Here is a 26,958-nt window from a genome sequence, read left to right as displayed (position 1 = left end):
ACTCACTGCTCAATGTATGAACCTAGCGCGATGGACTCGGCGTGGGCAAACAGATTCAGGCGGTGAAGGTCTTCGATTTTCGTCCACGCGCCTTCGAGAAGCTCGGCGCCGTGAACTACGAGGGCAAGACATTGCGCGCGGCTTACCGCCACATTGAAGCGATTCGGGTTGAAGAGAAATTCCGTGCCACGGGGCGCTTCGACGCCCTTAGATGTTGTCATCGAGACGATGACGACCGCAGCCTCTTGCCCTTGAAACTTGTCGACGGTGCCGACTTGCGCGCCCTGCGGTAGAAGCTGCCTCAGGAGGTTCACTTGCAGGTTATAGGGTGCCACGATCAGGATGTCCGCAAGCGTGACGGGCGCCGCCTGGCCATCGCGGACGATTTCGTGGGTCTGCAATTCCTGAACAAGCGCGGCAATCGCCTCCGCCTCGGGCCGGCTCGATTGCGTGCAGCCGTCGTGCGCGACGGGCACGAAGGAGAGGCCTGCCGGTCGAAGTTCGCCGTGCACGCCGGGCCGCAGCCGAAGATAGCGGTTCTTGGTCGAGGGATGTGCCTCAAGCCGCCCGTCATAGATTGCATCGGAAATAAACTCGCAAAGAGCCGGATGCAGGCGGCGGCTCTCATTCAACAGGATGCCGCGATCATCGGCTACGGTTGCCCGATCCTCCAAAAGGTACTCAAGGCTTGAGAAGCCGGTCTCGCCAGGATGCACGCCCTGAACGGGCTGCGGAAGCTGCATCTGATCGCCGACCAGCACGATGTTGGCGGCGGCGGCTCCCATAGCGACGAGATTGCCGAGGGAGACCTGTCCCGCCTCATCGATGAACAGATAGTCGTAGGTTCCGCGCTGATCGTCGCGGCAGAAGTGAAACACCGTGCCGCCGACGAGACGGTGCTGCGGGGTAACATCCTCTGAGTTAAAGACCGTTACGATGTTGTCGCTGGTGTGTTCCGTCTCGGGCTTGTCGTCGCTGCCTTTCTTGGCGCCGCGGAAACGGCATCCCGTCTCAGCGGCGCGCTTGTCCACCTCGGCAAGCAGCTTGTTGATCGCCTTGTGCGAGTTCGACGACACGCCGACGCGCTTGCCAGCGCGGAGCATCGCGACGATCGCTTGTGCCGCCGTATAGGTCTTGCCGGTTCCGGGCGGTCCTTGAATAAAGAGATAGCTATGGTCGAGGTCGGTGACCGCGCGGATCACAGCGTCGGTCAGAGGTTCGTCTACGGTGCGGATCGGCGATGCGGCCGCGCGGCCTCGCAGGCGAGGCGCGCGGCGCATCAAAATGTCGAGCAACGCCTGATCGTCCTTGATCATGCCGCGGGCGAAGCGATCGGCAAAGGCCAATACCGCGTCCGGGACGCCTTGCAAATCGATCGGCGCGGGAACCAGGCTGAAGCGGTCCGGCATGGCCGGAGCTTTTGCGCCCCGCCGAAGCACGACGCGTCCCTCGTCTGCAGAAATCTCAACAATAGTGCCAGCGTAGCCAATCGTTTCGGCGATCTTTGGCCTGTCGCCAACCTTGAGCTTGGTGTCCTGCGGCGGAAAGGCATACGTCGTGTCAAATGAGCGCTTGACCGGCACCCGCGCCGTGGAGGTGTCGAGCTGAAGACCACCCAGGCTTTCGGCATCGTCGACCAGCTCGTCCTCCGACCACGTCTGCCGCTCAAACAGCGCCCACCATCCTGGTTTCTGCGACCGCTGATGAAACCACAACAGTTCGGCGACAAGATCGCGCACACGCGCATCGCCGTGCGTAGAGGCACGTACCGCCGCCGCAAGGGCCTGCTTGCGGGCTTCGCGCTGGGCGCGTTCGGCAGATTGCTCGCGCTTCTCGGCGGCGGTGTCGTCGACGACCTCAAGATTGACGCCGGCCGGGCGCAGCTTCTCAAGCCACGCATGCAGGTGCGCGGTCGAAACGCAGTCATCCTTGTTGTAGGCGGCAATCGAATCGAGAATGGCGTTGTCCTTGGTGAGGCACCACCGCTCGTATTCGACGATGCTGTCGGACGCCGTCTGCACCTCGCCGCCGCGCTCGCGCCAGTAAAGAGCCTCAAGGTCCTTGATCGAGTAGCTCTCGGTCGAGGCGCGTAGCGCCTGCACCACGACCCGGTAAAGATCGACGAAACGGCGTTCGCGCAAAAGATGGTCAAGCTCCGCTTCCATCGTAGCGTACCGCATAGCGAGGCGCTTGAGGGCGGTCGTCTCGTAGGCGGCGTAATGATAGATGTGCGCGTTGGGATGCCGCCGCACCTGCTCAAGCAGGAGGCGCATCAGATTTTCAAACGCCAGCTTTTCCTCGGCGGGATTGTGCGCCCAGATCGGGCGGAAGGTCAGATCGCGGTCGCCGTTCAAGCGGCCATACACGCCGAAGAGATATTCGAGCCCTTCGCCCGCGAGAGGATCGCCTTCCATGTCAAAGTAGAGATCGCCGTCATCGGGCGCCGGAAGCATCGCAAAGCCGCGCCCGCGCGCGTAGGGCAATAGCTCGAAGCCATGTTGGCCGCTCGCTCGGGCGGCACCCTGAAGGCGCGCCTGCGCCGACAGTTTCGCGAGCGTCTCCGCGCCCATGCCGTCGACCTTGGCGTTCGCCGGGAGCGCCGCCAACTGCGCGAGCGTCGTCACGCCGGACGCGGCGAGCTTGGTGACCTGCGCACCGCTAACGCTGGCCACGAAGAACGGGCTGTCGGCCTCGCGCCATTCGGACTCGCAGCGCGCCTTGTGGTCGCATTGTGCGCAAGCGGCACAGGGATGCGGCTTGGTGATGTGCTTCTCTTCGGCGACGAAGCGCTCAAAGCTGCGCATGAGCCGCCGGAGAATAAAACGCGTCCGGCGCAGATCGAAGGGCACTGGTTCGCCTGCGGCGACGTGGATCACGCCACCCTGGACGGGAATCCCGAACATATGCTCGAGCAACTCGGCATAGATCCCGAGTTGCAGCAGGTATTCGCCTTTGGCCGACCGAGAAAGCTTGGCGTCTTCGGGCTCGAACGTGCCCGGGTCTCCGTTCTGCAAGAGAAAGTCAGGATATCCGACCCAGGCTTCCTTCATCAGCGCGCCTTGGTAGATGAGCTTCGCACCGTGCGCGATTGCTTCTCGCGTTAGCCGGGTCCGGTCGGCAAGACTGCCACCTGAAGGAATACGGGCGGCGGCACCGAAGCGCTCTTCTAGCCGCGCCAACACCGCGGCCTCATGTTCGAACCCCTTATCGCGGATGAGTTGCAGGGTCGCATCCGCGTCTTCGGCAGGCTTGACGCCGGCAAGCCAGAGCGCGGCCTGGTGCGGGCAGCCGAGGTAATCAATGAGGCGTGAGGCGGAAAGCGGATGCATGGTGCGAGAGAATAGAAATGGGGTGCGACAAAATTGGACGTAGGGCTCCGGCTAGGACGCTCTTTTCGAATCGAGGACGTAAGTGAAACGCAAAGGTTCTTCGTGATGCGCCAGGGCGGCTCGCATTTCGGTGGTGATCTGCTGGCGCAGGGAGACCGGCTCGACGATCTCGATCTTGTTGCCCCAGGTGAAGAGGTGCCATGCCAGCTCCAGCATGCCGCTTGCGCGGAAGCGCACGATGACGCCGCCTTCGGGATGCTCTTCGACGGTCTGGCTCGAATGAAACCGGTGGTTCTTGAAGTCCTCCATGCCACTCGGCAGCACATGCAAAACCACGTTTTCCTGCTCACCCTCGTAGTAGGCGAAAGCGGTGTTGGCGAAGGCCGCGAGGTCGAAGTCTTCGGGAGGCGAGGCCGCATCATCGAGGCATTCAAGCTGTTCGATCCGGTCGAGCCGCCAGTGCTTCGGCTTGGTCGTGCCCGCGTCCGCACCGATCAGGTAGTTCATGCGACCGAAGATGATGCCGAAGGGAACGACGTCGCGCGAAGAGCCTGGCTTTGAACCGCCATGATAGATGAAGCGCAAGAGCTTCATCTCAAGGAGTCCACGGCGCAGCAGCATCAGGACGGCCGGGTCTTCCGTCGGCCGCGGTCCCGCCTGTACCGCGATCCGTTCGGCGCGCAGCAAAGCCTCGACGTCGGTCTCGGTAGCCCTCCGGCGTCCATGCCGCATGGCGGCGCGAATTTTCCTTTCAAGACTGGTGAGCGATTCCGCGCGCGAGGTCGCTCCTGACTCGCGCAGCTCGGCGACGACGACGCCGAGATCGCTGAGTTCTTCGGTCGTCGGGTCCTGAAAAAACCCGTCGAGCCCCTTGGGGATATGGAAGCGCTTCTTCGGGTGATCGGCGAGTTCTTCCATCTGCGGGAACACCGTGCGGATGGTGTCGCGCATGCGTTCAACAGTGCGGCGCTCGCATCCCGTCACCTGGCACATCTCGTCCAACGTCAGGCCCTCGGCGCTGCTCGCCAGGGCCCGCGCCAATTCCAGGATGTTCCGTGTCTTGTCATAGCGCATTGCGTGTACGTCCAAATCTGACGCAGCACGGTAGCAAAGTACAGGCTCGCGGTCTCTTCGACCGAAAAGTAACGTTAATACAGCTAGATACGGAGAATAAAATGAGCCAAGGGAACCATCCCCAGCCGCACGGGGAAGGCGAAGAGCCGAATCGCCACCACCGTGAGGGAGGCCGTGGCGATCATCACCACGGGGGGCACGACCATCATCACCCCCACCAAGAGGTGTGGAAACTGAATGTTCAGGGCGTGATCATCGAGTCGCGGAAACCCGAGATTGTCGTCCGGGAGGCGATCCAACAAGCCGGATTCAATCCCGATACGCCCTGGATTATCGTGCTCAAGGTGGCGGGCGAGCCAAAGCGGGAGGTGGATCTCGCCGTTGTTATCGACCTGCGCCACAAGGGCATCGAAAAACTTCGCCTTACCCCACGGCAGATCAACAACGGGGAAATGTGCGCGCAACGTCGGATTGCTTTCGCGATGCTGCCGCAAGACGAGGCGTTCCTCGACCGCCTTGGATTCGACTGGGAAACCTTGATCGACGCCGGCCGCCGCTGGCTGATCATCCGCAACTATCCACTTCCGCCGGGGTATCAGGTTGCGACCGCTACAATCGGTGTCGAGGTGCCGGTCAGCTACCCCGGCGCTCAGCTCGACATGTTCTACTGCCATCCGCCTCTCGCGCTTTCGTCGGGGGCCACGATCCCGCAGACGCAGCAAATCGAGACGATCATCGGCCTGCCATTTCAGCGGTGGTCGCGCCACCGTCAATGGGACTCCGCCCGTGACACGCTCGCGACGCATCTCGCTCTCGTGGACGAGTCTCTGCACCGTGAGGTCGGCCAATGAAGCTGCATCACACCTTGGTGCTGCCTGCGAAGCAGGCAGACCAACTTCGGGAGCACCTTTTCCCGGGTGATGGGCTCGAAGCCGCCGCGCTGTTGCTCTGCACCGTGACGGGCGAACGTCGCCCGAAATGGCTGGGACGCGAAGTTATCTGCGTCCCTCACGCAGAGTGTACGCGCCGGCCGGATTTCATCACCTGGCCGGGCGAATTTGTGGAAGCGGCGATGGACTGCGCGTTGGCGCGCGGTGACGCGGTGGTCGCCGTCCACTCGCATCCGGGCGGGCTCTTTGCTTTCTCGAGCGCCGACGACGAAAGTGATCGCATCTTGATGAACGCTATCCGGCACGGCACGGACCGCGCCCCCGGCTCGGCGATCATGATCGCGAGTGGAGCGATGCGAGCGCGGGTCTATGAAGACGATCGCGCTACACCCATCGATCTCGTGATGAAAGCCGGAGCGGACATCGAAACATGGTGGAACGATGGGGCAACGGGCTCAGGCCCGTTGAGCCCCCCGATGGCGTTCACCGGCGATATGCGCGCGTCGCTCAGCCGTCTCAGCATTTGCTTGATCGGCGTGTCGGGAACAGGGTCAATTGTTGCCGAGCAGCTCGCCCGCCTCGGGGTCGGCGAGATCATTCTCATCGATTTTGACAAGATCGAGGAACGCAACCTCAACCGCATCCTGAATGCGACGCGGGACGACATCGGCGTTCTTAAGGTCGAGATGTTTGCCGACGCCATCCGGCGTTATCGTCGCGATGGCGAGGTGATCAGCGTGCCATGTTCCGTCGCAACGCGCGAGGCTATCCTGGCGGCGCGCGAGGCTGACATTCTCTTCTCGTGTGTCGACTCCGCGGAAGGCCGCCATATCGCCGACCGGCTCAGCGCCTATTTCGCGATGCCTCTCTTTGATGTCGGCGTTGCAATTCCGACTGAGCCACTGCCGGACGGCGGACGCCGCATTGCCGAGGTCTACGGGAGGGTGGACTACGTCTATCCGGGCGGCTCAAGCCTGATGGATCGCGGCGTCTACGACGCGGCGCTTCTCGAAGCGGAATACCTCGCGCGCACCGCGCCTCATGCGCTCGCCGGGAAAATCGCCGACGGTTATCTGCGGGGAATGGCAGAGGAAGCGCCCGGGGTCATCACCTTGAATATGCGCGCGGCTTCGGCCTGTGTCATGGAGTTCATCGCGCGGCTGTTTCCCTTCCGCGAGTTCGCCAACGAAACGCGGGCACGCACAATCTTCATGCTCGCCGAAGGCGACGAAGACGCGTTTTCCGAAGGCCAATTCAAGAACGGGCACCGCTTTCCCGTTGCCGACGGCGAAATCGAGCCGCTTCTCGGACTGCCGGCGTTGGCAAAGCGGCGGAGGGTCGCATGAAGAAGAGGCCGCTCTGGTGGCGGCGGCTCGTCGCCGCCCTTACGCCACGCCGGAAGCTCCAGATCGTTGATGGCGACATGCTTCCGGAAAAGCTGCCTTTTTTGGGGCTTGTCATGGTTCGCGACGACGGGGACGACTGGTCGGTCGGCATGCGGTGCCCTTGCGGCTGCGGAAAGCGTTTGGAAATGATGGTGCTGAGGGAGGTGAAGCCGCGGTGGGATGTTTCTGTCGATTCTCGTGGCCACGTATCGTTGCATCCCTCCGTCTGGCTACGCGAAGGATGTAAGTCGCATTTTTGGTTGCGATCAGGCAAGATCTCTTGGTGCGACTGACGGTATCCAGCGTCGAGGCTGCATCTTTGGGAGCGACTGCTGACTGTTGTGGAAAACGCGCTGGACGGATTGGCGTAACCTTTTGCTTATCCGCCAGCGGACGCCGTCGATCAGCGACGGTTCGATAGTTTGGACGTGATGTAACGATATGGATGATTTCGAAGAATCACCGGAAGAGTTGGCGGGCCAGCTAGTGGCCTTTCCCGCGCCGTCGACAGCAGCCGATACGATAGACGCTTTGACACGCTCGCTACTGGAACATGCGCTCGACGCGCACCATCGCAAGCTCAAGACATACGAGAGTCTGAAGAACCTCAACGACGTGATCGGCACCCAGTACGGTGACCGTGTTCTCTTCGAGCTTCTACAGAATGCACACGACGCGCACCGCCCCGACGAAGAGGGCGAGATTTCAATTCGTCTTGTCATAGATGGTCCCGACCGTGGCGAGCTTCTCGTCGCGAACAAGGGCCGTCCATTCACGGCCTCGAATCTGGAAGCGATTCGCAACATCGGAACGAGCGACAAAGAGATTGGCGAAGGTATTGGCAACAAGGGGTTAGGCTTCCGCAGCGTTGAAGCGTTGACAGATGATGTCCACATTTTCTCGGCCGGTCGGCGCGCGAGGGCCGACGGGTTCGACGGCTACTGCTTCCGCTTTGCCACCGCCAATGAAATAGAGGAGCGGCTGGGTCACCTTGGTGCCTCCACAGAAACAGCGGTCAAGGTTGCTTCAAATGTGTCGCGCTATCTCGTTCCCGTTACAGCTCAAGAGCAATCCAACGAAGTGCGCCGGCTTGCTAAGGAAGGTTATGCCACGGTGGTTGTCCTTCCGCTCGCCACGGCCGTGGCGGTCGAGCTGGCCCGCAAACAGGTGGCGACGGTCCTCGACGCCCCCGCTCCAGTCCTACTTTTCCTCGACCGGTTGTCGTCGCTGGAAGCTGCCGTCATAGAACGTGGGCAGCCGCCCAGGCGTACACAACTGACGCGCAAGGTCGCACCAATCGAGGCCAAGCTTCCCCAGGGATTTCAGATGGAGCGCGTGACACTCGACCGGACGAACGCGTTCCTGGTCGCCCGGCAAGTTCTACCGAAGCCGGCGGTCCTTGATGCAGTTCGCGCCAGCATCGCTGCCGCGCCCCCGCTGAAGCGTTGGCTTTCCTGGAAGGGTGACGCCGTGGTGTCGGTCGCGGTCCCCCTCAACTCCCCGATGCTCGCGGCGCCACGGCTGTTCAATTTCCTACCAATGGACGATCGCGCCTCGTCGCCGATGGCCGGGCATATCGACGCGCCCTTCTTCGCCGATATCGACCGCCGTTCGATTAAGGCGGACCTACCTCTCAACAATTTTCTGTTGGAGGCAGCTGCGAGGACGGCCGTGCAAGCTGCATTATCGATCGTTGATGGCGACTTCAGATTGCCACAGAACGTCGTGGTCGACCTTGCCGCTTGGTCAGCTCCCCATACTTCGAAGGTCGTAGAGGCCTTCGCCGCTCTTGGGCGCCCCTTGGCAGAGGCCGCAATCTGGCCCGTGGTGCCGGGTGGTCCAGCGCGCTGGGTCAGCTTCAATGAACTGTATGCATGGCCCGACATACGCACGCATCAGCTGACGCCGGCCAAACTTGCCAGTGTCGCCGATGCAACGATCTTGTTCCCCACGATCGGCGAGGGGCGCCTCGCGCGCGTCCGCGCCCTGGCTGCCGCCGTGTCGCTGCCGCTTGCACCGAACCAAGACATACTCTCGCAGTGGAGTGAAGCGATCGCTGCGCATCTCGCCGCGAAAGCTCGGCAGTCCCCACGCAGATGGCGCGATTTCTATGATGACGTCGTCGCGCTCTACGCGGCCGCCTCTGTCCAGCTCTCGACTCTTGAGGGCAAGAAGCTGTTCCCAGACAACAATGACAAGTTGCTTGGAGCCACAGCGAGGGGCCTCGATGGAGCCCCACCCGTGTTCCATCGCGTGGGCAAAGAGCGCGGGCGGCGCAGCGAGGGGCCGCCCAGCCCTCCCTCCTCACTTTTCCGCAAGTTCCGGTTCTTAAAACAGTCGATCGAGATTTCCGAGGCTAGTTTGCGTGCATTCGAGAAGGCGGGTTTGCTGAGGCGTTACGATCCGCTCGAGGTACTCGATGGCCTTGAGGGGGCCCTTAGTCGCTCGCCAACCGAAAACCAACGGCGTGAGGTGTTGATTTGGGCGTATCGGGTCTGGCGAAATGCGGGCGGGAAAGCAGTCGAGGACGGCCTCCGCAAATCAGGCTTATTTGTTCCTTGTCTCGGGGGGTGGTTCGCCGCGTCCGACACGTCCCTATCGGCCTCGTGGAGCACGCTCGGCCGGATGCTCGAACTGTATCTGCACGAAGCGGCGCCACAGTCCGCAGACGCCGATGACCAGAAGGGTAAGCTAGTCATCAGTTTTGGTACTTGGCCGCGCGCCGCATCCGACGACCGGCGTGAGGACTGGTTGCGCTTCCTTGGTGTGCTAGGTGTCCGTGATGGGTTGCAACCGATCGCCGGCGCGATTCATCGAGCCGGAACGCCCTCGAACTTTTGGAACGGTCTCTTATTCTCGGGCGTGCCGAAGCTGGGCCTCGATGCGCAATGGACCGCGCATGCGCGGAAAGCGAGCTTCGCTTATCCACATACCGAATATCAGCTCCAGGGTGAGGTTTGGCGCTTGCCAGGCCAGCTTGAGCACTCTTGGCTATCACCCGCCGCACGGGAAGCACTTTCCGACTTAATCGTCGCATATCTTCGCGAGAATGGTGAAGCGCATTTCACTTTCAGACTCAGTCATTGGCGTGGGCTTCAGAGCGTCGCATTGCCAACGCCGCTCCAGGTTTTCCTTCGGGAGAGCCCCTGGCCAGCGAGCCTGCGGCGCGATGAGGCCAGCTTCGATACGCCTAGTCAGAGTTGGTCGACGACGGTCATGCGCCAGGTGCCGCCCCGGTTTGTCCCGCGATTCTCGGCGGAACCCGGCAGCCGCGCGGTACTTCCCGCAATCCTTTTCGACGAGCGAATTGGGCTTCGCGACTGGGCTGCGGCTGAGTCCGCGCCTGGCCGCCTCGCGTCCCTGGCGACCGCGCTCTCCGATTTGTCGGCTGCGGAGCGACGTGAGCTGCGCGAGCAACTCCGTCGCGCATGGAATGACGTCGCGGAGCGACAGCTAACGCTTGGGAACTTACAGGAGCTTGTCGTGGAGCGCTCCGGTGGGTTCGAGCTGCTTGCGCCCGATCCCGAGGCGCCGCCCGTTGTTCACGTGACCACCGAGCGGCAGGGCTTCGCTGCGCGGGCGCTTGCCGACCGCGGTGAGGCCGTCCTTGACGTTGGCGAGACTGACGGCGCGGTCATCCGAGACCTTCTGGTCGCCACCGGCGGCTTTACACCCAGACTCGCCGATTCAGGAGACGTTCAACTGCAAGTCGACGGACAGACGTTCCAACCTAACCCGACCGATCCACACTTCGCTGCTGGAAGTCTGACGTGGCTGAGCGATGTCGCGATCCTTGCCCACGAATATCTCGGCGATGCACTAGAACTGCGCACTCTGCCGACCGACGAGCTCGACCATCGCCTACGACAAATACGGTTGAGGCGATGCGACCGCTTTGCGCTTCTGATCGACGACCAGGAAATCACGGCTCATGGCGACGATCGCGTCCAGGGGGTTCCACACGCCCGGCTCCCCACGCTGCTGATCACCGGCGACGAGCCGATCAGCGTCGATCTCTTACTTGAGGCTGCACCGGCTATCACCAAGCTCGTGGGCTCCCGCAGGAACACATTGGAGCCCATGTTAGGACGCCTGGCGCGCGAAGGTTACTCGGATGCTTCCGTGGCGCCGAGCGAAGACATGCTCGCACGCGCCATACGCCGCGACGTAGGTGTTGTCCGGGACCACTTCGCCGCAACACGCGGAGGCGTGGATCGACGAGTGCGCGCAGTACTGCCAATCGTCTCATTCATACGAGGGAGAAGTACAGCCGATAGTCTAGTGCAGCGACACGACAGGCTTGGCCCAGCGCTAAAGCTGCGCGACTGGCTGGTCACTGAACTGGGAGCGGACACGGCAGGCGAAGCCCTCGCAGCAATCGACGTCACAGACGACCAAGCTCTGATACGTCGGCGAATGGGTTTCGACTTCCAGGCCTACGGCCGGACGCTGGCCGAGTTAGGCTATCCACCCCTCAACAGCGAGGCGGACTTTCGTCGTCTGTTCAGCGTGTTCATGGCCGAGCTTGCGCCCGCACTGGTTGATCGCGTACGCCGGCGCTTTGCCAAAAACTGGCGCGAGGGTCGGGACCTTGGGGACTATGTTGCCCTCCGCAAGCTAGAGTTTGTCGTGTTCGACCCAGCATGGCCGATGGAGCGCGAAACGATTGACCGCGATTTTGTGGCTGGAGCCGCCTCCACCGCAGCTGAGGCCCACCTCGGTCCCGATGACCCGTCGATCACGTTGCCCAATTTCGAATCCGTCGTCGCAGCTAATCGTAAGCTCATCGCGTCGAACCACGCGAGGCTCGCGAGCCTCATACGCGCTTGGTGTCGAAAGAAGGACGTTGATCGCCCCTCGCTGATGGACACAGCGGACCCCCAGCCGGTCGTACGGGCCCTCCATGACAAGGGACTTATCGACTTTGAGGCGGCCAAACCGGAATCTCTTCCCACTTTGCTGGTAAGGGTAGGGGCATGGCCACTCGACATGTCGCAAACGGATGCGATCGAGGATCTTGAGCTTACCGAGGCCGACCTCCAGCACGAAGAGCGCGAGGCGCTCGAGGCACGCCGCAAGGCGGACGCCGAGAAGCGCACGATCACGTTTGGCGATCAGCCGCTCGATACCGGTGGAGACGGCTTCGTCGCGCTGTTCGAGCGGCTCGCTGAAACTGCGCTCGCCCAAGGTTCCGATTGGTTCAATCGAAGCCGGCCACCGCGTCTTGCTATCCAGGAGCAATCCGCTGGAGAGAGGCGACACCCGGGGGCAAGCGGTGGGAAAGGCCAAGCTTGGCGGAACCAACCTCCAGATTCTGTTCGCCAGGCTATGGGGATCGCCAGCGAATGGCTTGCCCGTGAATATCTCCGCCGACGTCACCCCAAGGAAATGACCGACGATTGTTGGGTATCCTCGAACCGGACATCCTTTTGTACCGGAAGCGAAGGAGACGACAGCCTTGGCTATGACTTTCGTATCGAAACTGCCCGACACGAATATCTCTATGAGGTGAAGTCGGCGCTGGACGAAGGTGGCGAATTCGAATTGACCGCTCGGGAACTCGAGATTGCAGGTAGCGCCAGTCTCGAACGTAAGCGCCGATTCAGGATCTTGTATGTGCCATTCGTGTTCGACCCCTCGCGCTGGCGCGTCCTGCCCCTGAGTAATCCGGTCAGCGCCGGTACGAGGAATAGGTTTCGGGTTGTGCGGAGCGGCTCGGTACGGTATCGGTTCGAGAGGCGGTGATAGTGGTGAGCAAGCGCGTTCGTCTTCGTGCCGCCACCCTCGGCTTGCTTTGTCGAGGCCAACGGGATACGGGTGCCGACACGCCGCCGCGCCTATGTGCGTGGGCCGGACAACCGGGCGGTCTTCGACCTGCTGATGGCCTCGATCGACATTAGCAACATTCGTCTGGAGTGATGTGGTTTGACCCGCGGCGGCCTCCGGGATCAGCGATGCTCGACTCTATAGGCATCGAGTGTGGCTTGGCATTTGGATCTTTGCAGCGAGGCTTTTGCGTTTGGGTGACCGCGCCGACGCTTGGCGGCGGCTTCCGCTTGCAAATGACCTAGGCGACCCAAGTCACCGGACAGCGGACCCAGACCTGGCTCGCCGTAGCACGGCTATTGACGCCACGGACGGTGCGCGAAGGGCTTTAGAGATCTGCCGGGATTATCGGCTCGTCAGGGTCGTGTGGGCCGGGAACGTGGCCGGAGGCAACGACCTGGGAAGCGCTGAGGACATGCTTTTCTTGATCGTCAAAGAAAATGTGAGCGCCCAGTGCTTTCAGTATCGGACCTTTGGGACGTACGCCCACGAAATGGGCTTCGTCGGCTGGCGTTCCCCAATCACGGAGCGTGTGCACCACGCCGGCATGGGCAGGCGCGTACGTGCCGTGACAATGGCGATGCGTACTCTGCTGACGCCTTGGTCGTTCATGAAGATCTGTCGAAGGATCGAGAGTTTTCGCAAGAATTTGCCGAACGGACCGCCGGACATCGCCGTTTTTGCATTTTCCCGTTCGTGCTGCAGGAATGCCTGTAAGCCGTGGGTCTTGTAGACTTCATCGGACTCGGCGCTGAACACGACCGCGTCGCCGTCAAACGCGATGCGAACTTCATCACCTGGGTCTTCTTGGCGAGACTGAGAGGCTATGCCGAGTTTCGCGGCGGCGGCCCCCGCCTCGATTGCTGCCTTTACGTCGATGATCTCATTGGAAAGAAAAAGATCGAACTCCCATGCGGAAATAAAGGGGCCTAGAGGGCGGCCGCTAGTGAAGCTGCCGGCCTTTATGCTGAGCCCGTAGTTGTCGATGGAATGAAACGCTCGAAGGGAGAGGTCGGGTGAATTCCGCGATAGCAAATACACTTCAACATACGGCTTTTGACCCGGCTCGTTCAGTCTCAAAAGGCGTTCTACGACTTCGAATCCGGATCCTTTCTCGATGAGAGTGTCCTCTCGGTTAAGCTGCATCGTTGCGTAGGCTTGCACTCCTTCATTCACGAATACTGCGTGCTCTTCTTCGAGATTGAAGAGGGAGCGGGTAGAAATGCCTATCCGTAAGGGTTGAGATCTGAGAGTTTCGCGGATGTCGCTCATCTTGAATGCCTTATCGCGCGATGCGCGTTACTTCAACCTTCTTCCAATACGAAGCCGCGTTGCCAGTAGCTCGCGGTTGGGCTTTCCTTCGGAAAGCTTCAGTCCTGGCGAATCAGCAGGAGATCCAAAGTTGAGCCGTGGTCCTCGACGTCCTTCCATAATCAGCAAGAAGCAGCAGCAGAGACGGCGGGCCATTGTTATCAAGCTGGTGTCTCGAATTGACAACCTTCGCGAGGAGCTGCAGACGTGCACAAGCGAGGGGCGTCGGAAGGAAATCGTCGCGGAGCTGAGGCAGTTGCGGCGTGAACAGAGCCGGTTGTCGCTCGCAGGAAGAGAACCCAAAGTCGCCCCACTTCCGTCTTCGTACGTCGAGAGAGTCAAAGCGGATCGGAAAACTCGGGCGCGCCTATCGGGCCGTGACAAAGTTAGAGTTCACTTCGTGCAGGGCGGCGCGCCAGGCAGCGCCAAGTGATGCAGGCTCACGTCTCGATGAGCTTCCCCGACTCGGATAGCCTGGCGCCGCTGGGCCGAGAGGCGGGATCCCGATGGTTACCGATCCGAAGCCGACCAGGAAGAAGCGGAAGCGCAGGCCGCACGAGGAGGACGTCTACTTTGTCGTCGCGATCGAGGACTGGGATTGGGGCTACTCGCTCAGCCTGAACACCGATAAGAAGGCAATCGATCCCTACCACGAATTCCGTCACCTCCATCTGCGGGGCCGGCAACCAGCGGGCGCCGAGACGGATTCCAAGTATCCAATCCTGTCGTCGTCCGACCCGCAGCGCCGGTCGTCGTTCGGCGGAGTCGCTCTCGGAGCCAACTCCCTGTCTGCGGTCCTAAAATCAGGGAGTGGAGCCTGGAGAGCCTAGGAGTCCAAGCCCCGCAACCGTAACAGCACCTGAGCGCTCATGCCGCTCGGTACAGATGCAACTCTAGGCCGATGCCGTGGGTTCGCCTTGACCCATCTCAAATCTCACGCGCGCCGGCGGTCTCGCCCGATGCGGCCGGACTGCGGCATCCCCTCGGCTAGGAGCCGAGTGGCGCTTCCGCGAGCCTTAGGCGCGGCCTGAACTCCAGCCCATCGTAGATCTCGCGCAATTTCAGACCCGCTCCGAGGCTTCCGAGGTCGACCTCGGCATCTGGGCCCCTGAGCACGCGAGTTTCCCAAGCTGCGTTCTCGGCGCGCCAATACACGTGCACTCTTGGGGCCTCGGTATCGACGAGCATGATCCGCTCAAGCGATTCCAGCGACTGGTTACTCCGCAAGCTTGAGCGTCACTTCGAAGCCTTCGTTGGTCGGCGACAGCACTTCCACGACCATCGTCGGCTCGTCCGCCTCGAGCGAGTCGTCCGCCGGGTTTCCGCAGTCGACCCCCAGGTCGGACATGCGGCGCGTCGCCGAAGCGGTCGCCACGTAGGTCTTTCCCGTGAACGTTCGACACCGGCCGCCCCTGAGCTGGGAATGGATGGCGGTGATCAAAGCGCTGACGTCAGTCTCCGCAATTATTGCCATCATTGAAATCGAAGCGAACGTCGCCGGCGAGGCGCTGCGCCCGGTCGCGCGTGTCCGATTTAGACGACAATTCGGCTCGCATGGGTGGCATCGTCCGATATATCGGACTTCGCGGGTCTAGTTGCGGATCTATCGCACACTGTCTTACACCTCACACACGCTGCGATCCGCTATGCACCACCGGATGGCAGGGAACCGCCTTCGCTTCCAAAGAGCACACGAATGGCCGCGAGCGTTAGTCGTGACGCCCGTCACGCGTACGGCATTTTCGCTGACACCCCCCGTTACTTCCCCTGTCCGGTCACGGACAAATTTCTGGTTTCTCCAAATTCGCCGCAATTCCATTCGCGGCCAGCCACGCGCGGCCGGCACCGGAGGCATGCCAGGTGAGATCGCCCGTCTGCTCGATCAGCGCGAGCTTGTTCAGCGTGTTGACGGCGCGAGTGTGAACGCGAGCGAAGCCCCGTTCCGGCCGCTCTAGGGTGTACCACCTTCCCCGCACGCACTCGTGCAGGATGGCGCCACGCGAGATCGCGATCAGCAGATGCAGGGGTGCTGGCGTCAGGCGCACTTACGATTCCGGATCTTTGGGCTTCAGCAGCACCTTGGGGTCCCAGCCGTCGCGGAGATCCCAACCTTCCTTCGGCAGTTCGCGCTCGATCAGATCGTGGATCCACTGCGGGACGTTGCGCTTGTCGAAACTGAGCACGAGCCAGTCGCGCACACGCTGCTGCATGACCGGAGAGTCGAGCTGGACAGAAAGGCCCTGATGCAAGCCGTCCGGAGAGCGGAAGTAGTAATCGCGCTCCCAGCGCGGATGCTCCGGCATGGCCTCCTTTTCGCGCTGGGAGCGCCGCCACGTCGGGTCCTTGTGGCGCAGCAGCCATTCGGTCGGAGATTGTCGGTCGTCGTCCCAGGTCATGCAAGCCCCGCCGCGATCTGCGCCAGTGCGTCCTCGTCGTAAAGCGAGAATTCAGGCGCGGTCAGGTAGGCGCGCGTCGTCCAGGTGCACTTAGCCGTCGCCATGCCGCCCATTTTGCCGAGCTGGATGTGCATGAGGCCCGCATCTTCGAGGGCGCGCAGCGCGCGGCGGACCTTGTAGTCGCTGGTGCGCGGCCCCCTGACGTCGAACAGAAGCGAGCGGAACGCCCAGGTCGGCTTTCCTGCCTCCGAGCGGCGCAGAATATTGTAGCGTCGCTCTGCCTGGACGGGACGGGCTGCCGGCGTCACGACGCCGAGTCTACCCTCGAAATAGCGAGACTTCTTGGAAAGGTACGGCCTGACCCCGTCGGCGCCGACGATGCGTGCGATCTTCAATTCGTCGAGGCCGCTGGGGTTCGCCGGCGTCACCCTCGAGGTGTCCACCTCGTACACCCGGTTGCCGTGCGCGCGCGTGCACGCCGCCAGGATCGCCGCCGGGTCCCAGCGGCCCGGCGCGATCGTCACCAGCTGAACGCGCGTCTCCATGAACTGGACGCGACCGAGCAGGTCGATCACCGGCTCGAAGTGACACTGCCGACGCCCGCAGATGATATCGACGCCTGTGGCGTCGAACAGGCCGTCCGCGTCCGGCGACGGCGGCGAGTTCTTGCGCCGAACCTGGTTGCATGCCGGCGTGGCAAACGCGCCGAAATCCATCTCCTGCTGCATCATGCGGCTCCCGCGTCGAGGCGATCGAACACCGCGCGCGCGGCCAAGTGGATGCCGCGGTTCAGGAGCTTCGAGAAATCGTCTTCAGCGAAGACGGTCGAGCCGACTACGACGGAGCGGACACCGTGATTCTCGACGGCCCACGCGCGCAGGTGGCCGAGTTCGCCGATGCCTTCGACGAATGGCCATTCCTCGCCTTCGAAGTCGTTGCGCCGGCGCATCGCGTGGATGGCGCCGCGCAGGCGGCGGTCCGCCAGCATCTCGGCGGTCGCGGTCGGGCATTCGCGGGGGCCGAACATCGTCATCTGCATGGCGCTCACCACGGAATATCGTCGGGCATAATGGGCCGCTCGCGCAGCTGACGCCGAGCTTCACGGAGGGCTTTCTCGATTGCCTCCGGCGAGCCCGTCACCGGCGGCAACTTACCGCCCGCCCGCGCGGGTACAGGCATGGCGCGCGGCAGCTGGCCGATGCCGCCGGCGCGGAGGTTCGGCGGTGGCATCACCGTCGTCGGAGGGCGCGGCGGAGGGGCGAGCGGCGTCGCCAGCAGGAGCCGGCCATCCTCGTCGCGTTCACCGGCCTCTTCGGGCGGCGCGAACTTGAGTTCGACCGGCGTGGGCTTGCCGTAGCGCATGCTCGCCGGCGGAAAGCGTCCGGGCTTCGTGTACGTCGTCATCAGGCTGCCTCCTCTGCCAACAAGTCCGCGAAGAACGCGCGCTCCCGCGCGTAAGCCGGGCTCGCGATCCAATCTGCGAGGTCGCGCTTCTCGTTCTCTGCGGCGGCTTCGAGCATCACCGCGTGCCGGAGGTCGTACTGCGCCTCATGGACGGCGCTCTGCACGGCACCGAGATTCGCGAGGTATTCACGCTCGATGAAAGCGCGATGCCGATCGGCGCGTCGCTTCAGCTGCGCGAGCAGCGCGTCGAGCTCTTGGGCGTCGAGCGGTCGGTCGAAGCTGTGGCGCAAATCCTTCTTCGCCACGCCGAGGTCGGCGGCTGCCCAAGCGCGCCACGAGCCGTGGTCGGTCGCGCGGTATACTTTCTCGAGCAGCTGCCAGTGCAGCAGATTGGGCCAGCGCTGCGCCATGTCTCAGTCCTTTCCGTAGGCGATCTTCGCCGCCTCGACGTACTCGATGTGAGCCAACAGTTTGTTCTGGAGCTTGCGCAGCGCGCGGACGCGGCGTTCGCTCTGCAGGCGCTCGTGGGTGATCAGGTGCAGGAGGCGGACGTCGACCTGCGTCGGGTCGATCGAGCGCTTGCCGTCGAGGATGTAGTAGAGATTGCGGCGGCTCATTCCGATGCCGCTTGCGAGCGGCACGCGCCAGCCGCGCTCGAAGATGGCGGTGCCGACCATCCGGAGCCGCAGCGGCTGCGCTTCGGGGATGCCAGGCACCGTCTCGGGCGGCGGGCGCTTCATCACGCACCTTCCTTCAGCTTCGCGGCGACGCCGGTTCCATTGTGCAAGCCTTCGCTGTAGCCCGTGCGATAAGCCATGATCATCCGCCCCACGAAAGCGTCAGGGATGGTCGACGTCGGGTACATCATGATCAGCTTGCCGTTGTCGTCGACGACTTTGCCGAAGCCGTGTCCGGTCTCCGGGATGAAGGCCTTCTCCACGAAATACTCGGCGTCGTTCACGTTCACGGTGAACATCGCTTTGCCGACGACCTTCGGCGCCTGCGGCTTCTGGCGGAATGGGAGGACATTGCTCTGTTCGGTCATCACGCACACTCCATGACAAGCAGCTCGCAGCGCGGGCAGATGCGGTAGCCGATCCACGAGGAGAAGAAGGGGCGCTGGCACGGCAGGCACTTGCGGGGCTGAGCGCCCGGCACCCGCAAGCACAGGCGGCTGACCTCCGTGCTGATGGCGTCCTTCGTGCGGCCGAGCTTGGCTGCCATCACGTCCATCGAGGGGCGGGGGTTCGTGAGATAGAGGTCGACGAGTACTTCGCGCTCGGCCTCGGTCCATACCCTGTTGCCGGCGACCGCGCCGTGAAGGGTGGCAGTGGGGATGCGCATCAGCATCGATCAGCGACCCGTCATCAGCTGCTGGCGCAGCGTCGTCAGCATCAGACCGCGCTCGGCGCAGGCGTCGCGCCGGACTTCCCGACAGCGTCGCCGCAATGTCGATCGATCGCAAATGCTCGTCCGGTCTGATGGCAATTGCGACTGCCGCGAAGTACATCATCAATGACGGTGCACCGGTCGCGATCGGTGGCGGCCTGGAATCGATCAGCCTGGTGCAGAACGACAAGGTCAATCGCTTCCGGGCGTGGGACGATTGGATCCTTCGCCATGCGACGGGCCTCACGAGCTCGATGATCGAGACGGCCGAGCTCGTCGCGGAACGTTACGGTGTCAGCCGCGAGGCGCAGGACGACTATGCCCTGCGGTCGCAGCAGCGGACGGCGATAGCGCAGGCCGAAGGCCGCTTCGACCGGGAAATCGTGCCGCTCAGGACCGAGATGACGGTCACCGAGCATGCCAGCGGTGAAACCACCGTCAGGGAGGTCACGCTGACGCGGGATGAAGGCAATCGTCCGCAAACCACCCTTGAGGATCTCGCGAAGCTGAGGCCGGTGTTTGCCGGCGGGCACTTTGTCAAGCAGGGGCGATTCGTCACCGCCGGAAACGCCTCGCAACTGTCCGACGGCGCTGCGGCGGTACTCCTGATGGAAGCCGCGGAGGCGGAGCGGCGTGGCCTCGAGCCGCTCGGAGCTTATCGCGGCATGGCGGTCGCCGGCTGTGCACCGGAAGAGATGGGCATTGGCCCGGTCCTCGCGATACCCAAGCTGCTCGAACGCAACGGGCTGCGGATCGATGATATCGACCTCTGGGAGCTGAACGAGGCGTTCGCATCGCAGCTGCTTTATTGCCGCGACCGGCTCGGCATTCCCGACGAGCGGCTCAACGTCTCGGGCGGCGCGATCGCGATCGGTCACCCCTATGGAATGACGGGCGCGCGCTGCGTCGGACATCTGATGCACGAGGGGAGGCGTCGCAAGGCCCGCTATGGCGTGGTGACGATGTGTTGCGCAGGCGGTATCGGCGCCGCCGGCCTGTTCGAGATCTTTCATGGAGGGACTGCATGAGCAAGCGCGAGGCCGATCTGTCGGAAGTGCAGCAGCACATCATCGCCGCCGAGCGCAATGCGGCGCGGATCGATGGTGCGAGTGCCGATACGCCGAGGATCCCGATCAAGCGCGTCGGGATTCTCGGCGCCGGTACGATGGGGGGCGGCATCGCCATGAACTTCCTGTCGATCGGGATTCCCGTGACGATCGTCGAGCGCGACCAGGCCGCGCTGGAGCGGGGTGTCGCCACGATCCGGCGAAACTACGAGCGCGCCGCAAGCCGCGGCCGCCTCGCCGCGGAAGACGTCGAGCGCGCGCTGGCATTGCTGACGCCGGGCCTCGTCATCGACGAGCTTGCCGATTGCGATCTCATCATCGAGGCCGTGTTTGAGAACATGGCGGTCAAGAAGGATGTGTTTCGCAAGCTCGATGCGATTGCAAGGCCGGGCGCCATCCTGGCGTCGAACACCAGCCGGCTCGATATCGACGCGATTGCCGCGGAGACGCGCCGGCCCGAGGCGGTGATCGGGCTGCATTTCTTCTCGCCGGCGAATGTCATGCGGTTGCTCGAAATCGTGCGTGGGGCGAAGACGGGACCGTCGCAGCTTGCGACCGCAATGCACCTTGCCGGCCGGATCGGCAAGATCGCCGTCGTTTCCGGTGTCTGCCCGGGGTTCATCGGCAACCGCATGCTCGGCCGGCGACAGGCGCAGGCCCAAAGGCTCATCCTCGAAGGAGCAAGGCCCTGGGATGTCGATCGCGTGCTGACCGCATTCGGGTTTCCGATGGGGCCGTTCCAGATGGGCGACCTGGCGGGCCTCGATCTCGGCTGGCGGCGCGAGACGTCGAAGGGCGAAAGCATTCGCGATCTGTTGTGTGAACGCGACCGACGCGGACAGAAGACCTCGAAGGGCTACTACGACTACGACGCCGAGCGTGTCGCGACGCCGTCGCCGGAAGTGGAGGCGCTGATTGCCGAGTTTGCACGGAGCCGCGGCTATCGTTCGCGTCGGGTCACGGACGAAGAAATTCTGGAGCGGCTGCTCTATCCGATGATCGACGAGGGCATGAAGATCCTCGATGAGGGTATCGCGCAGCGCGCGTCCGATATCGATGTGGTCTGGCTCAATGGCTACGGTTGGCCTGCGCGCACGGGAGGCCCGATGTTCTGGGCGGAACGCGTCGGGCTCGGCCGCATCGCCGCGCGTCTTCAGTTCCATGCCGAAAAGCTCGGTTCGGATGCCGCACTGTCGCCGCGGCTCGCACGCAGCGCCGCATCGGCTGGACATGCCAACTGACCGGCGGCGTATTTTCGTCGCGAGAGGAGCCCGGCGTCGAATTCGGTGAGAGCGTCGTTGCCGGTCTTCGCTTTCCGCGCCGGCAGCTATTTCCATATCCATGGAAGTGCGCGTGCGTCCCGCGCGGATGAGGCGGATCGCGATCGGTGACGATAGGATCGATGCAACGGCCGGTGTCGGTCGCCAGGTTTGTGGCGCCCGATCGCAAGAGCCCGTCGTAACAACCGCGTGTGACGCAGCAGCCACGCCACAGGGGAAACGCTCCGGATGTCTGAGGATGTTATTGCCGTATCGCGACCCGTCGCGACCGCAAGCCCTGGCTCGCGCGCCCTGACGCTCAGCGCATGGTCCTGGGTCGGCTACGAGGCGACCCGGATCCCGTATCTGGTTCTGCTCAAGATCTACATTTTTGCGCCCTATGTCAGCAAGGTCATGATCGGCGATCCCATGCTCGGACAAACGCTGTTTGCGCGATACGGCTTTGCTGCAGGTTTGGTCGGTGCCGTGACAGTGCCGTTTCTCGGCGCGTCGCTCGACCGGATGGGTCCGCGAAAGCCGTGGATTACGGCCTGCATCCTGATCTCGCTGCCGCTCTTGGTCAGCCTGTGGTGGGCGAAGCCGGACCGCAGCGGACTGTCGGTCGCTGCCGTGTTGGTGATCGTGATGGCGCTCAATCTGCTGTTCGTCTATTCCGAGATCCTGCATAACGCGATGCTGGGACCGGCGGTCGGGATGTCGCGGGTTGGCCGCTACTCGGGTGTCAGCCTGGGTATCGCAAATCTCGTGTCCGTCGCCATCATGACGTTCCTGTTGTGGGGATTTGCGCTTCCCGGGCAGTTGCACTGGTTCGGGATCCCCGACGAGCCGCTGTTTGGCTTCTCGCAGGCGAGCCACGAGATGGAGCGGCTGATCGGACCTCTGATCGCGGCGCTCGCCTGCGCCGGCCTGTTCATGCTGCTTCGCTTCACCATCGACGCGCCGGCATCGGGCGAGAGCTTCGTGAGGGCGGTCCGCCTCGGCTCAAGGGACGTATTCGCCCTGATCGCCGGTCTGCGAAGGCAGCCAAACCTGCTGAAATTCCTGATCGCCCGCACCTTCTATGCCGACGGCTTTCACACCCTTATCATCTTCGAAGGCATCTATGCCTCGGGCGTGATGGGATGGCACGGCTTCAAGCTGCTGAGTTTTGCCGTCGTCAAGATCGCGTTCGCCGCTCTCGGCGGCTTGCTTGCGGCAGGCCTGAACGCGCGACTTGGCACGCGCCGCGCAATCATCGTCCAGATATCGATTACGGTCGTGCTGTTGGTCATGGTTCTCGGCACGACGCCGGACAGGATGATCTTCTTCTGGCCCCATGATCCGGCCGCGCCGCCGCTGTGGAACGGCCCGGTTTTTCGAACCCTGCCCGAAATCGTCTTCATGCTGCTGTCGGGATCGATGACGGCATTCGCGGTGGCCTCGATCGCGTCGGGGCGCGCCATGATCATTCAGATCGTACCGCCGATGCGCGTCGGCTCGTATTTCGGGCTGTTCGGCCTGACTGCCAGTACGACGGTCTGGATCGCACCGATGCTGGTTGGCATCCTGACGGCGCGCTTTCAGTCCCAGGCTGTCGGTCTCGTTCCGATCGCCGTGCTGTTGACGCTCGGCGCGATCGGCATGACCTTCGTCAAGGGTGGTGACCGGCTTGAGGAGTGAATACGGCTTGGAGGGTCGCGGGAGCAACTGGATCGAGCATGCCGTCTGGTGGCATGTGTACCCGCTCGGCTTCGTCGGCGCCGAACGGGAGACCGGCGCGTGTGCCGGCATCGTGCATCGCCTTGACCACCTGGTGGGATGGCTCGATTACGCCGTCGATCTTGGCGCATCCGGTATCCTGCTGGGGCCGATCTTTGCCTCGTCGACCCACGGATACGATACTATCGATCACTTCCTGATCGACGGGCGGCTTGGGGACGATGCGGACTTCGATGCATTGGTCGCAGCAGCCCGTGGCCGTGGCCTGCGCATCATCCTGGATGGCGTGTTCAACCATTTCGGCCGTGAATCTCCACGCTTTCAGCGCGCCGTCGCCGGCGGCCCGCAATCGCCGGATGCCGCCTGGTTTCGCTTGACCTGGCCCCCGGACGGTCAGGCGCCCGATTGCGCGACCTTCGAGGGTCACCACCAGCTTGTGACGCTCAACCATGACGAGCCCGCGGTCGTCGATTATGTCATCCGCGTGATGAATCACTGGCTTGATCGCGGTGCCGATGGTTGGCGCCTCGACGCAGCCTATGCCGTCCCGCGGCAATTCTGGCGGCGCGTCCTGCCTGCAGTTCGCGCGCGGCATGGCGACGCCTACATTTTCGGCGAGGTGATCCACGGCGACTATGCCGGATTCGTCGCCGAGACCGGTGTCGATGCCGTCACGCAATACGAGCTTTGGAAGGCGATCTGGAGTGCCCTGAACGATCGCAACTTGCATGAACTCGCATGGGCGCTCGGGCGGCACAATGCGATGCTCGACCGCTTCGTGCCGCAGACGTTCATCGGCAATCACGACGTCACGCGGATCGCGAGCCAGCTTCTGGACGAACGGCATATCGCGCACGCGCTGGTCATCCTCATGACCTGTGGCGGCACGCCTTCGATCTACGCCGGGGATGAACAGGCGTTCCGCGGGATCAAGGAGCGTCGTGCCGGAGGTGACGACGCGATCCGTCCGACCTTTCCGGCGGCGCCAGCCGAGCTGGCGCCATTTGGCTGGCCGGTCTACCGGCTCCATCAGGAGCTGATCGGACTGCGGCGGAGGCATCCATGGCTGCTCCGGGCGAAGTCCCGTATGATCGAGCTTCGCAATTCCGACCTTGTCTTCGAAGCATTCGACGAAGGCAATCGGCTATGGGTTGCTCTGAACCTGGCCGACGCAGCGGTTGTACGCACCATCGACTCTGGCGTCGACAGGCTCGCAGGGTCAGTTGCGGTGCGCAGGGCGGGCGCAAGGACCGAGCTCACGCTGCAGCCGCATGGGTGGGCTATCCTGGGCTAGCGGCAGCCGGTCAGGCGCGACTGGTTCCGGGCTTGTCGAGCCCTCGCTGCCGCGGCGTGGGGACACGCACAATGGATAATCCGGAAGGAGTAGTGGGCTCCCCCATGGGGAGAAATAGCGCGCGCCGATGAACTGCATGAAACTACGACAAAATCACCGATCGGCGAGGGCGGAGATCCCATGGGACAGACCGCAAAAAGGGAATTGCACCCGTTGCGCATGCTGGCGCTGCTGATTCCGCTGCTCACGACCGTTCCGCTGTCAAACGTGGATGCACAGGCGCAACCTGCTGCACCGCGTCAATTGCGCCGTGAGCCGCCGTCGCAAAAGCCGCAGGTGACGATGAATGCCTGGACGATCGGCCTCGCCGGGGGCCTGCTCGAGGGCGCGCCCATTCGTCTCGCGGCCGAAATCGCCCGCGTCGTAGACGATGGCGACAAGCTGCATGTGTTGCCGGTCGTGACGCGCGGGCCGACGGAGAATGTGAACTCACTGCTGTATTTGCGCGGGATCGATGCCGCCATCATCAATTCCGACGTGCTCGAGGAATACCGGAGCCAGGTGCCGGATATCCAGCAACGGCTGGCTTTCGTGCTGAACCTGTTTCCGTCCGAACTGCATATCTTCGTTCGTCCCGAGATCCAAAGCCTGAGCGATCTCGCCGGCAAGAAGGTGAACTTCAATAATCTGGGTACTGCGGCGGCCTATTCGGGGCCGCTGATCTTCAGCCGCCTGGGCCTCGATGTGGAAAAAACCTTCATCCCGCATCAGGTCGCGCTCGAGCAGATGCGCAAGGGCGAGATGGCCGCGGTCGTCTTCATCACCTCGAAGCCGGTGGATGCTTTCGTGCGCGGCCGCTGGGAGCCGGGGTTCAAGTTCCTGCCTGTTCCCTATGACAGGAGGTTCGAAGACTTTTATCTTCCCGCCTCGCTCGAGGCCACGGAATATCCCAATCTCATCAAGCAGGGCGAGCGCGTCACGACAATCGCAGTGCCGACCGCCCTGGTGGCTTTCAACTTTCCGGCCAAATCGAACCGCTATGAGCGCCTTGCGCGCTTCGTGGAGTATCTGTTCTCGCGGATCGACAAGCTGCAGCAGCCGGGCTTCGACCAAAAGTGGAAGACGATCAATCTCGCCGCGACCGTTCCCGGCCTGACGCGCTTCCCCGCAGCGCAGGCGTGGCTCGATCGCGAGCCGCGCGCCGCCGCAAATACATCGCAATGAGACGCGCGGCGACCTGCGCGGTGGCTGGAGTCTTGCTCGCAAGCGGCATTGCTTCGGCGCAGGCGGCAGGATATCGCCAGATCGCTCAGCTCCGCGATTGCTCCGCCAAGGAACGCTCCGAACGGCCGGAGTGCTCCGAGAAGACACCGCGGGCGTCGGCGCTGCCCCAGGCGAACCTGGGTAACAGCTGGGTCGTCAGCCTGACGACTTCACCGCTCGACTATTCACCGGTCGCCACCGCCACGACGTCATCGCGCGACGGTGCTGGCGAAAGCGCAATGACGCTTTCGATTCGCTGCCATGGCGGGCGGAGCGAACTGATCGTCGCGGGCTCCCGCGTGTCCGGTCGCGGCGATGGATATGCGATTTCCTACCGCATCAACGACGGTCCGCCGCAGCAAGTCGCGGCAGCTGTGCCTGCGTCCGGGACCGGCGTTGCGTTCGGCGGTGACGTGGTTCGCTTGCTGCAGTCCCTTCCGGACGGCGGAGGTCTCAATATTCACCTCGCACCCCGTACCGGACCGGCGCTGGATGCGGTGTTTCCGTTGGGCGGGATGGATGTGGTGCGCGCGAAGATCACCGCTGCCTGCAGGTGGCCACAGCCGACCGCAAAACCCAACGGCTAGGGATTTGAATAACGTGTCTTTAACAGGAGGTATCCATGCGCGTGTTTCAGCATATTGCGAAGGTAACCATCATCGGAGCCGCAACGGCGCTCCTGGCCGCTTCATACGCTGCGGCGGAGCAAGGCGGCGGACGGTACTGGACACCGACAACAACGAACCGCACTGCGGACTATCAGCACGTTTCAGAAAAGGTCCAAAGGGTTCATGTCTCGCGCAAGGCGACCACCCACAAGAGGGAACGATCTCCTCTCGACGCCAACGCCCGGCTTCCATCCAACGCCAAGTCCCACAACCTGATCCTGCAGGTGAACACGAACGATCCCGCAGCCATGAATCTCGCGCTCAACAATGCCGTCAACGTTGCGCAATATTACAAGGATCTCGGCGAGAAGGTGAAGATCGAGGTGGTCACCTTCGGGCCTGGGCTGCACATGCTGCGCGACGACACGTCGCCGGTGAAAGCCCGTCTCGAGGAAATGGCGCTGAGCACGCCGGAGGTCTCGTTCAAGGCCTGCGGCAATACCCAGGAAAAAATGCACAAGGCCGAGAACAAGGACATCCCGATTGTTCGCCAGGCGGAGGTGGTGAAGTCAGGCGTCGTGCGCGTGATGGAACTGCAGGAGAAGGGCTGGTCCTATGTGAAGCCGTGACCTGTGGCCTAACCCGAAAGGGGTGGGTGGGGTCCTCCATGCGGGCTGTAGGCTTCGCGCTGCGGTACGGCGCATAATGCCGTACCTCAACAGATCGTGTCGCCGCGCGACAGGT

23 protein-coding genes and 2 pseudogenes are annotated in these 26,958 nt (G+C 62.9%); 12 read left to right on the top strand and 13 right to left on the bottom strand.

Annotation, left to right across the window (positions count from 1 at the left end; genetic code table 11):
- Positions 1–2: 2 nt before the first annotated feature.
- Complete coding sequence (locus J6525_RS07105) at positions 3–3,329, bottom strand: TM0106 family RecB-like putative nuclease (RefSeq protein ID WP_225643149.1); 3,327 nt, start codon at positions 3,327–3,329, stop codon at positions 3–5.
- A gap of 51 nt (positions 3,330–3,380) precedes the next feature.
- Positions 3,381–4,403: a helix-turn-helix transcriptional regulator gene (locus tag J6525_RS07100; protein ID WP_225643147.1), complete on the bottom strand. Its 1,023-nt coding sequence runs from the start codon at positions 4,401–4,403 to the stop codon at positions 3,381–3,383.
- Positions 4,404–4,504: 101 nt separating this feature from the next.
- Here J6525_RS07100 and J6525_RS07095 point away from each other — a divergent pair, with 101 nt between their 5' ends.
- The 4 genes from J6525_RS07095 to J6525_RS07080 all read left to right on the top strand — a co-directional run bounded on the left by J6525_RS07095 (position 4,505) and on the right by J6525_RS07080 (position 12,423).
- Positions 4,505–5,254 (top strand): E2/UBC family protein, encoded by a 750-nt coding sequence (locus J6525_RS07095; protein ID WP_225643145.1) that lies wholly within the window; start codon positions 4,505–4,507, stop codon positions 5,252–5,254.
- A complete protein-coding gene (locus tag J6525_RS07090) occupies positions 5,251–6,639 on the top strand; it encodes a ThiF family adenylyltransferase (protein ID WP_225643143.1) in 1,389 nt (462 codons plus the stop codon). Before J6525_RS07095 ends, J6525_RS07090 begins: the two co-directional genes overlap by 4 nt.
- Positions 6,636–6,971, top strand: a complete 336-nt coding sequence (locus tag J6525_RS07085; RefSeq protein WP_225643141.1) for a ubiquitination-like system serine protease family protein — start codon at positions 6,636–6,638, stop codon at positions 6,969–6,971. Before J6525_RS07090 ends, J6525_RS07085 begins: the two co-directional genes overlap by 4 nt.
- A gap of 148 nt (positions 6,972–7,119) precedes the next feature.
- Complete coding sequence (locus J6525_RS07080) at positions 7,120–12,423, top strand: sacsin N-terminal ATP-binding-like domain-containing protein (protein WP_225643139.1); 5,304 nt, start codon at positions 7,120–7,122, stop codon at positions 12,421–12,423.
- 409 nt (positions 12,424–12,832) lie between these two features.
- Here J6525_RS07080 and J6525_RS07075 read toward each other — a convergent pair.
- Positions 12,833–13,776, bottom strand: a pseudogene (locus tag J6525_RS07075) (5'-nucleotidase).
- A gap of 545 nt (positions 13,777–14,321) precedes the next feature.
- Between J6525_RS07075 and J6525_RS07070 the strand changes: the two are divergent.
- Positions 14,322–14,645 (top strand): hypothetical protein, encoded by a 324-nt coding sequence (locus J6525_RS07070; RefSeq protein WP_225643137.1) that lies wholly within the window; start codon positions 14,322–14,324, stop codon positions 14,643–14,645.
- Positions 14,646–15,031: 386 nt separating this feature from the next.
- Here J6525_RS07070 and J6525_RS07065 read toward each other — a convergent pair whose 3' ends face one another.
- From J6525_RS07065 to J6525_RS07020, 10 genes are all read right to left on the bottom strand, one after another.
- Positions 15,032–15,190 (bottom strand): PDDEXK family nuclease, encoded by a 159-nt coding sequence (locus tag J6525_RS07065; RefSeq protein WP_225643135.1) that lies wholly within the window; start codon positions 15,188–15,190, stop codon positions 15,032–15,034.
- 400 nt (positions 15,191–15,590) lie between these two features.
- Entirely contained in the window at positions 15,591–15,860 is a 270-nt protein-coding gene (locus J6525_RS07060; protein ID WP_225643133.1) for a hypothetical protein, read from the bottom strand.
- On the bottom strand, positions 15,861–16,211 hold the full coding sequence (locus J6525_RS07055) for a hypothetical protein (protein ID WP_225643131.1): 351 nt from the start codon (positions 16,209–16,211) through the stop codon (positions 15,861–15,863).
- Positions 16,208–16,927: a hypothetical protein gene (locus J6525_RS07050; RefSeq protein ID WP_225643129.1), complete on the bottom strand. Its 720-nt coding sequence runs from the start codon at positions 16,925–16,927 to the stop codon at positions 16,208–16,210. The genes J6525_RS07055 and J6525_RS07050 overlap by 4 nt, the downstream gene beginning before the upstream one ends.
- A gap of 11 nt (positions 16,928–16,938) precedes the next feature.
- Entirely contained in the window at positions 16,939–17,250 is a 312-nt protein-coding gene (locus J6525_RS07045; protein WP_225643127.1) for a hypothetical protein, read from the bottom strand.
- Positions 17,251–17,255: 5 nt separating this feature from the next.
- Positions 17,256–17,615, bottom strand: coding sequence for a hypothetical protein (locus tag J6525_RS07040; RefSeq protein WP_225643125.1), 360 nt, complete (start codon positions 17,613–17,615; stop codon positions 17,256–17,258).
- Positions 17,615–18,025 (bottom strand): hypothetical protein, encoded by a 411-nt coding sequence (locus tag J6525_RS07035; RefSeq protein WP_225643123.1) that lies wholly within the window; start codon positions 18,023–18,025, stop codon positions 17,615–17,617. The genes J6525_RS07040 and J6525_RS07035 overlap by 1 nt, the downstream gene beginning before the upstream one ends.
- Before the next feature lie 3 nt (positions 18,026–18,028).
- Complete coding sequence (locus J6525_RS07030) at positions 18,029–18,355, bottom strand: hypothetical protein (RefSeq protein WP_225643121.1); 327 nt, start codon at positions 18,353–18,355, stop codon at positions 18,029–18,031.
- Positions 18,355–18,660: a hypothetical protein gene (locus J6525_RS07025; RefSeq protein ID WP_225643119.1), complete on the bottom strand. Its 306-nt coding sequence runs from the start codon at positions 18,658–18,660 to the stop codon at positions 18,355–18,357. Before J6525_RS07025 ends, J6525_RS07030 begins: the two co-directional genes overlap by 1 nt.
- The gene (locus J6525_RS07020) at positions 18,660–18,965 is read right to left on the bottom strand and encodes a hypothetical protein (RefSeq protein ID WP_225643117.1); all 306 of its coding nucleotides are present in this window, start codon (positions 18,963–18,965) and stop codon (positions 18,660–18,662) included. Before J6525_RS07020 ends, J6525_RS07025 begins: the two co-directional genes overlap by 1 nt.
- A gap of 68 nt (positions 18,966–19,033) precedes the next feature.
- Here J6525_RS07020 and J6525_RS07015 point away from each other — a divergent pair.
- From J6525_RS07015 to J6525_RS06985, 7 genes and pseudogenes are all read left to right on the top strand, one after another.
- Positions 19,034–20,032, top strand: a pseudogene (locus J6525_RS07015) (acetyl-CoA C-acyltransferase); the annotation flags it as partial.
- Positions 20,029–21,312: a 3-hydroxyacyl-CoA dehydrogenase gene (locus tag J6525_RS07010; RefSeq protein WP_225643115.1), complete on the top strand. Its 1,284-nt coding sequence runs from the start codon at positions 20,029–20,031 to the stop codon at positions 21,310–21,312. The pseudogene J6525_RS07015 and the gene J6525_RS07010, both read left to right, overlap by 4 nt.
- 267 nt (positions 21,313–21,579) lie before the next feature.
- The gene (locus J6525_RS07005; protein ID WP_225643113.1) at positions 21,580–23,010 is read left to right on the top strand and encodes an MFS transporter; all 1,431 of its coding nucleotides are present in this window, start codon (positions 21,580–21,582) and stop codon (positions 23,008–23,010) included.
- Complete coding sequence (locus tag J6525_RS07000; protein ID WP_225643111.1) at positions 22,988–24,343, top strand: alpha-amylase family protein; 1,356 nt, start codon at positions 22,988–22,990, stop codon at positions 24,341–24,343. Before J6525_RS07005 ends, J6525_RS07000 begins: the two co-directional genes overlap by 23 nt.
- 219 nt (positions 24,344–24,562) lie before the next feature.
- Positions 24,563–25,567 carry a TAXI family TRAP transporter solute-binding subunit gene (locus J6525_RS06995; protein WP_225643250.1) on the top strand — a complete coding sequence of 335 codons (1,005 nt, stop codon included), beginning with the start codon at positions 24,563–24,565 and terminating at the stop codon, positions 25,565–25,567.
- 32 nt (positions 25,568–25,599) lie between these two features.
- Complete coding sequence (locus J6525_RS06990; protein ID WP_225643109.1) at positions 25,600–26,193, top strand: hypothetical protein; 594 nt, start codon at positions 25,600–25,602, stop codon at positions 26,191–26,193.
- 35 nt (positions 26,194–26,228) lie between these two features.
- Positions 26,229–26,843: a DsrE family protein gene (locus J6525_RS06985; RefSeq protein ID WP_092079179.1), complete on the top strand. Its 615-nt coding sequence runs from the start codon at positions 26,229–26,231 to the stop codon at positions 26,841–26,843.
- The last annotated feature ends 115 nt before the right edge of the window (positions 26,844–26,958 follow it).

This window comes from Bradyrhizobium australafricanum (assembly GCF_020329495.1).
GTDB lineage: Bacteria > Pseudomonadota > Alphaproteobacteria > Rhizobiales > Xanthobacteraceae > Bradyrhizobium > Bradyrhizobium australafricanum.
The sequence above is the reverse complement of the archived record's forward strand: the minus strand, read 5'-3'. Positions and strand labels throughout refer to the sequence as shown.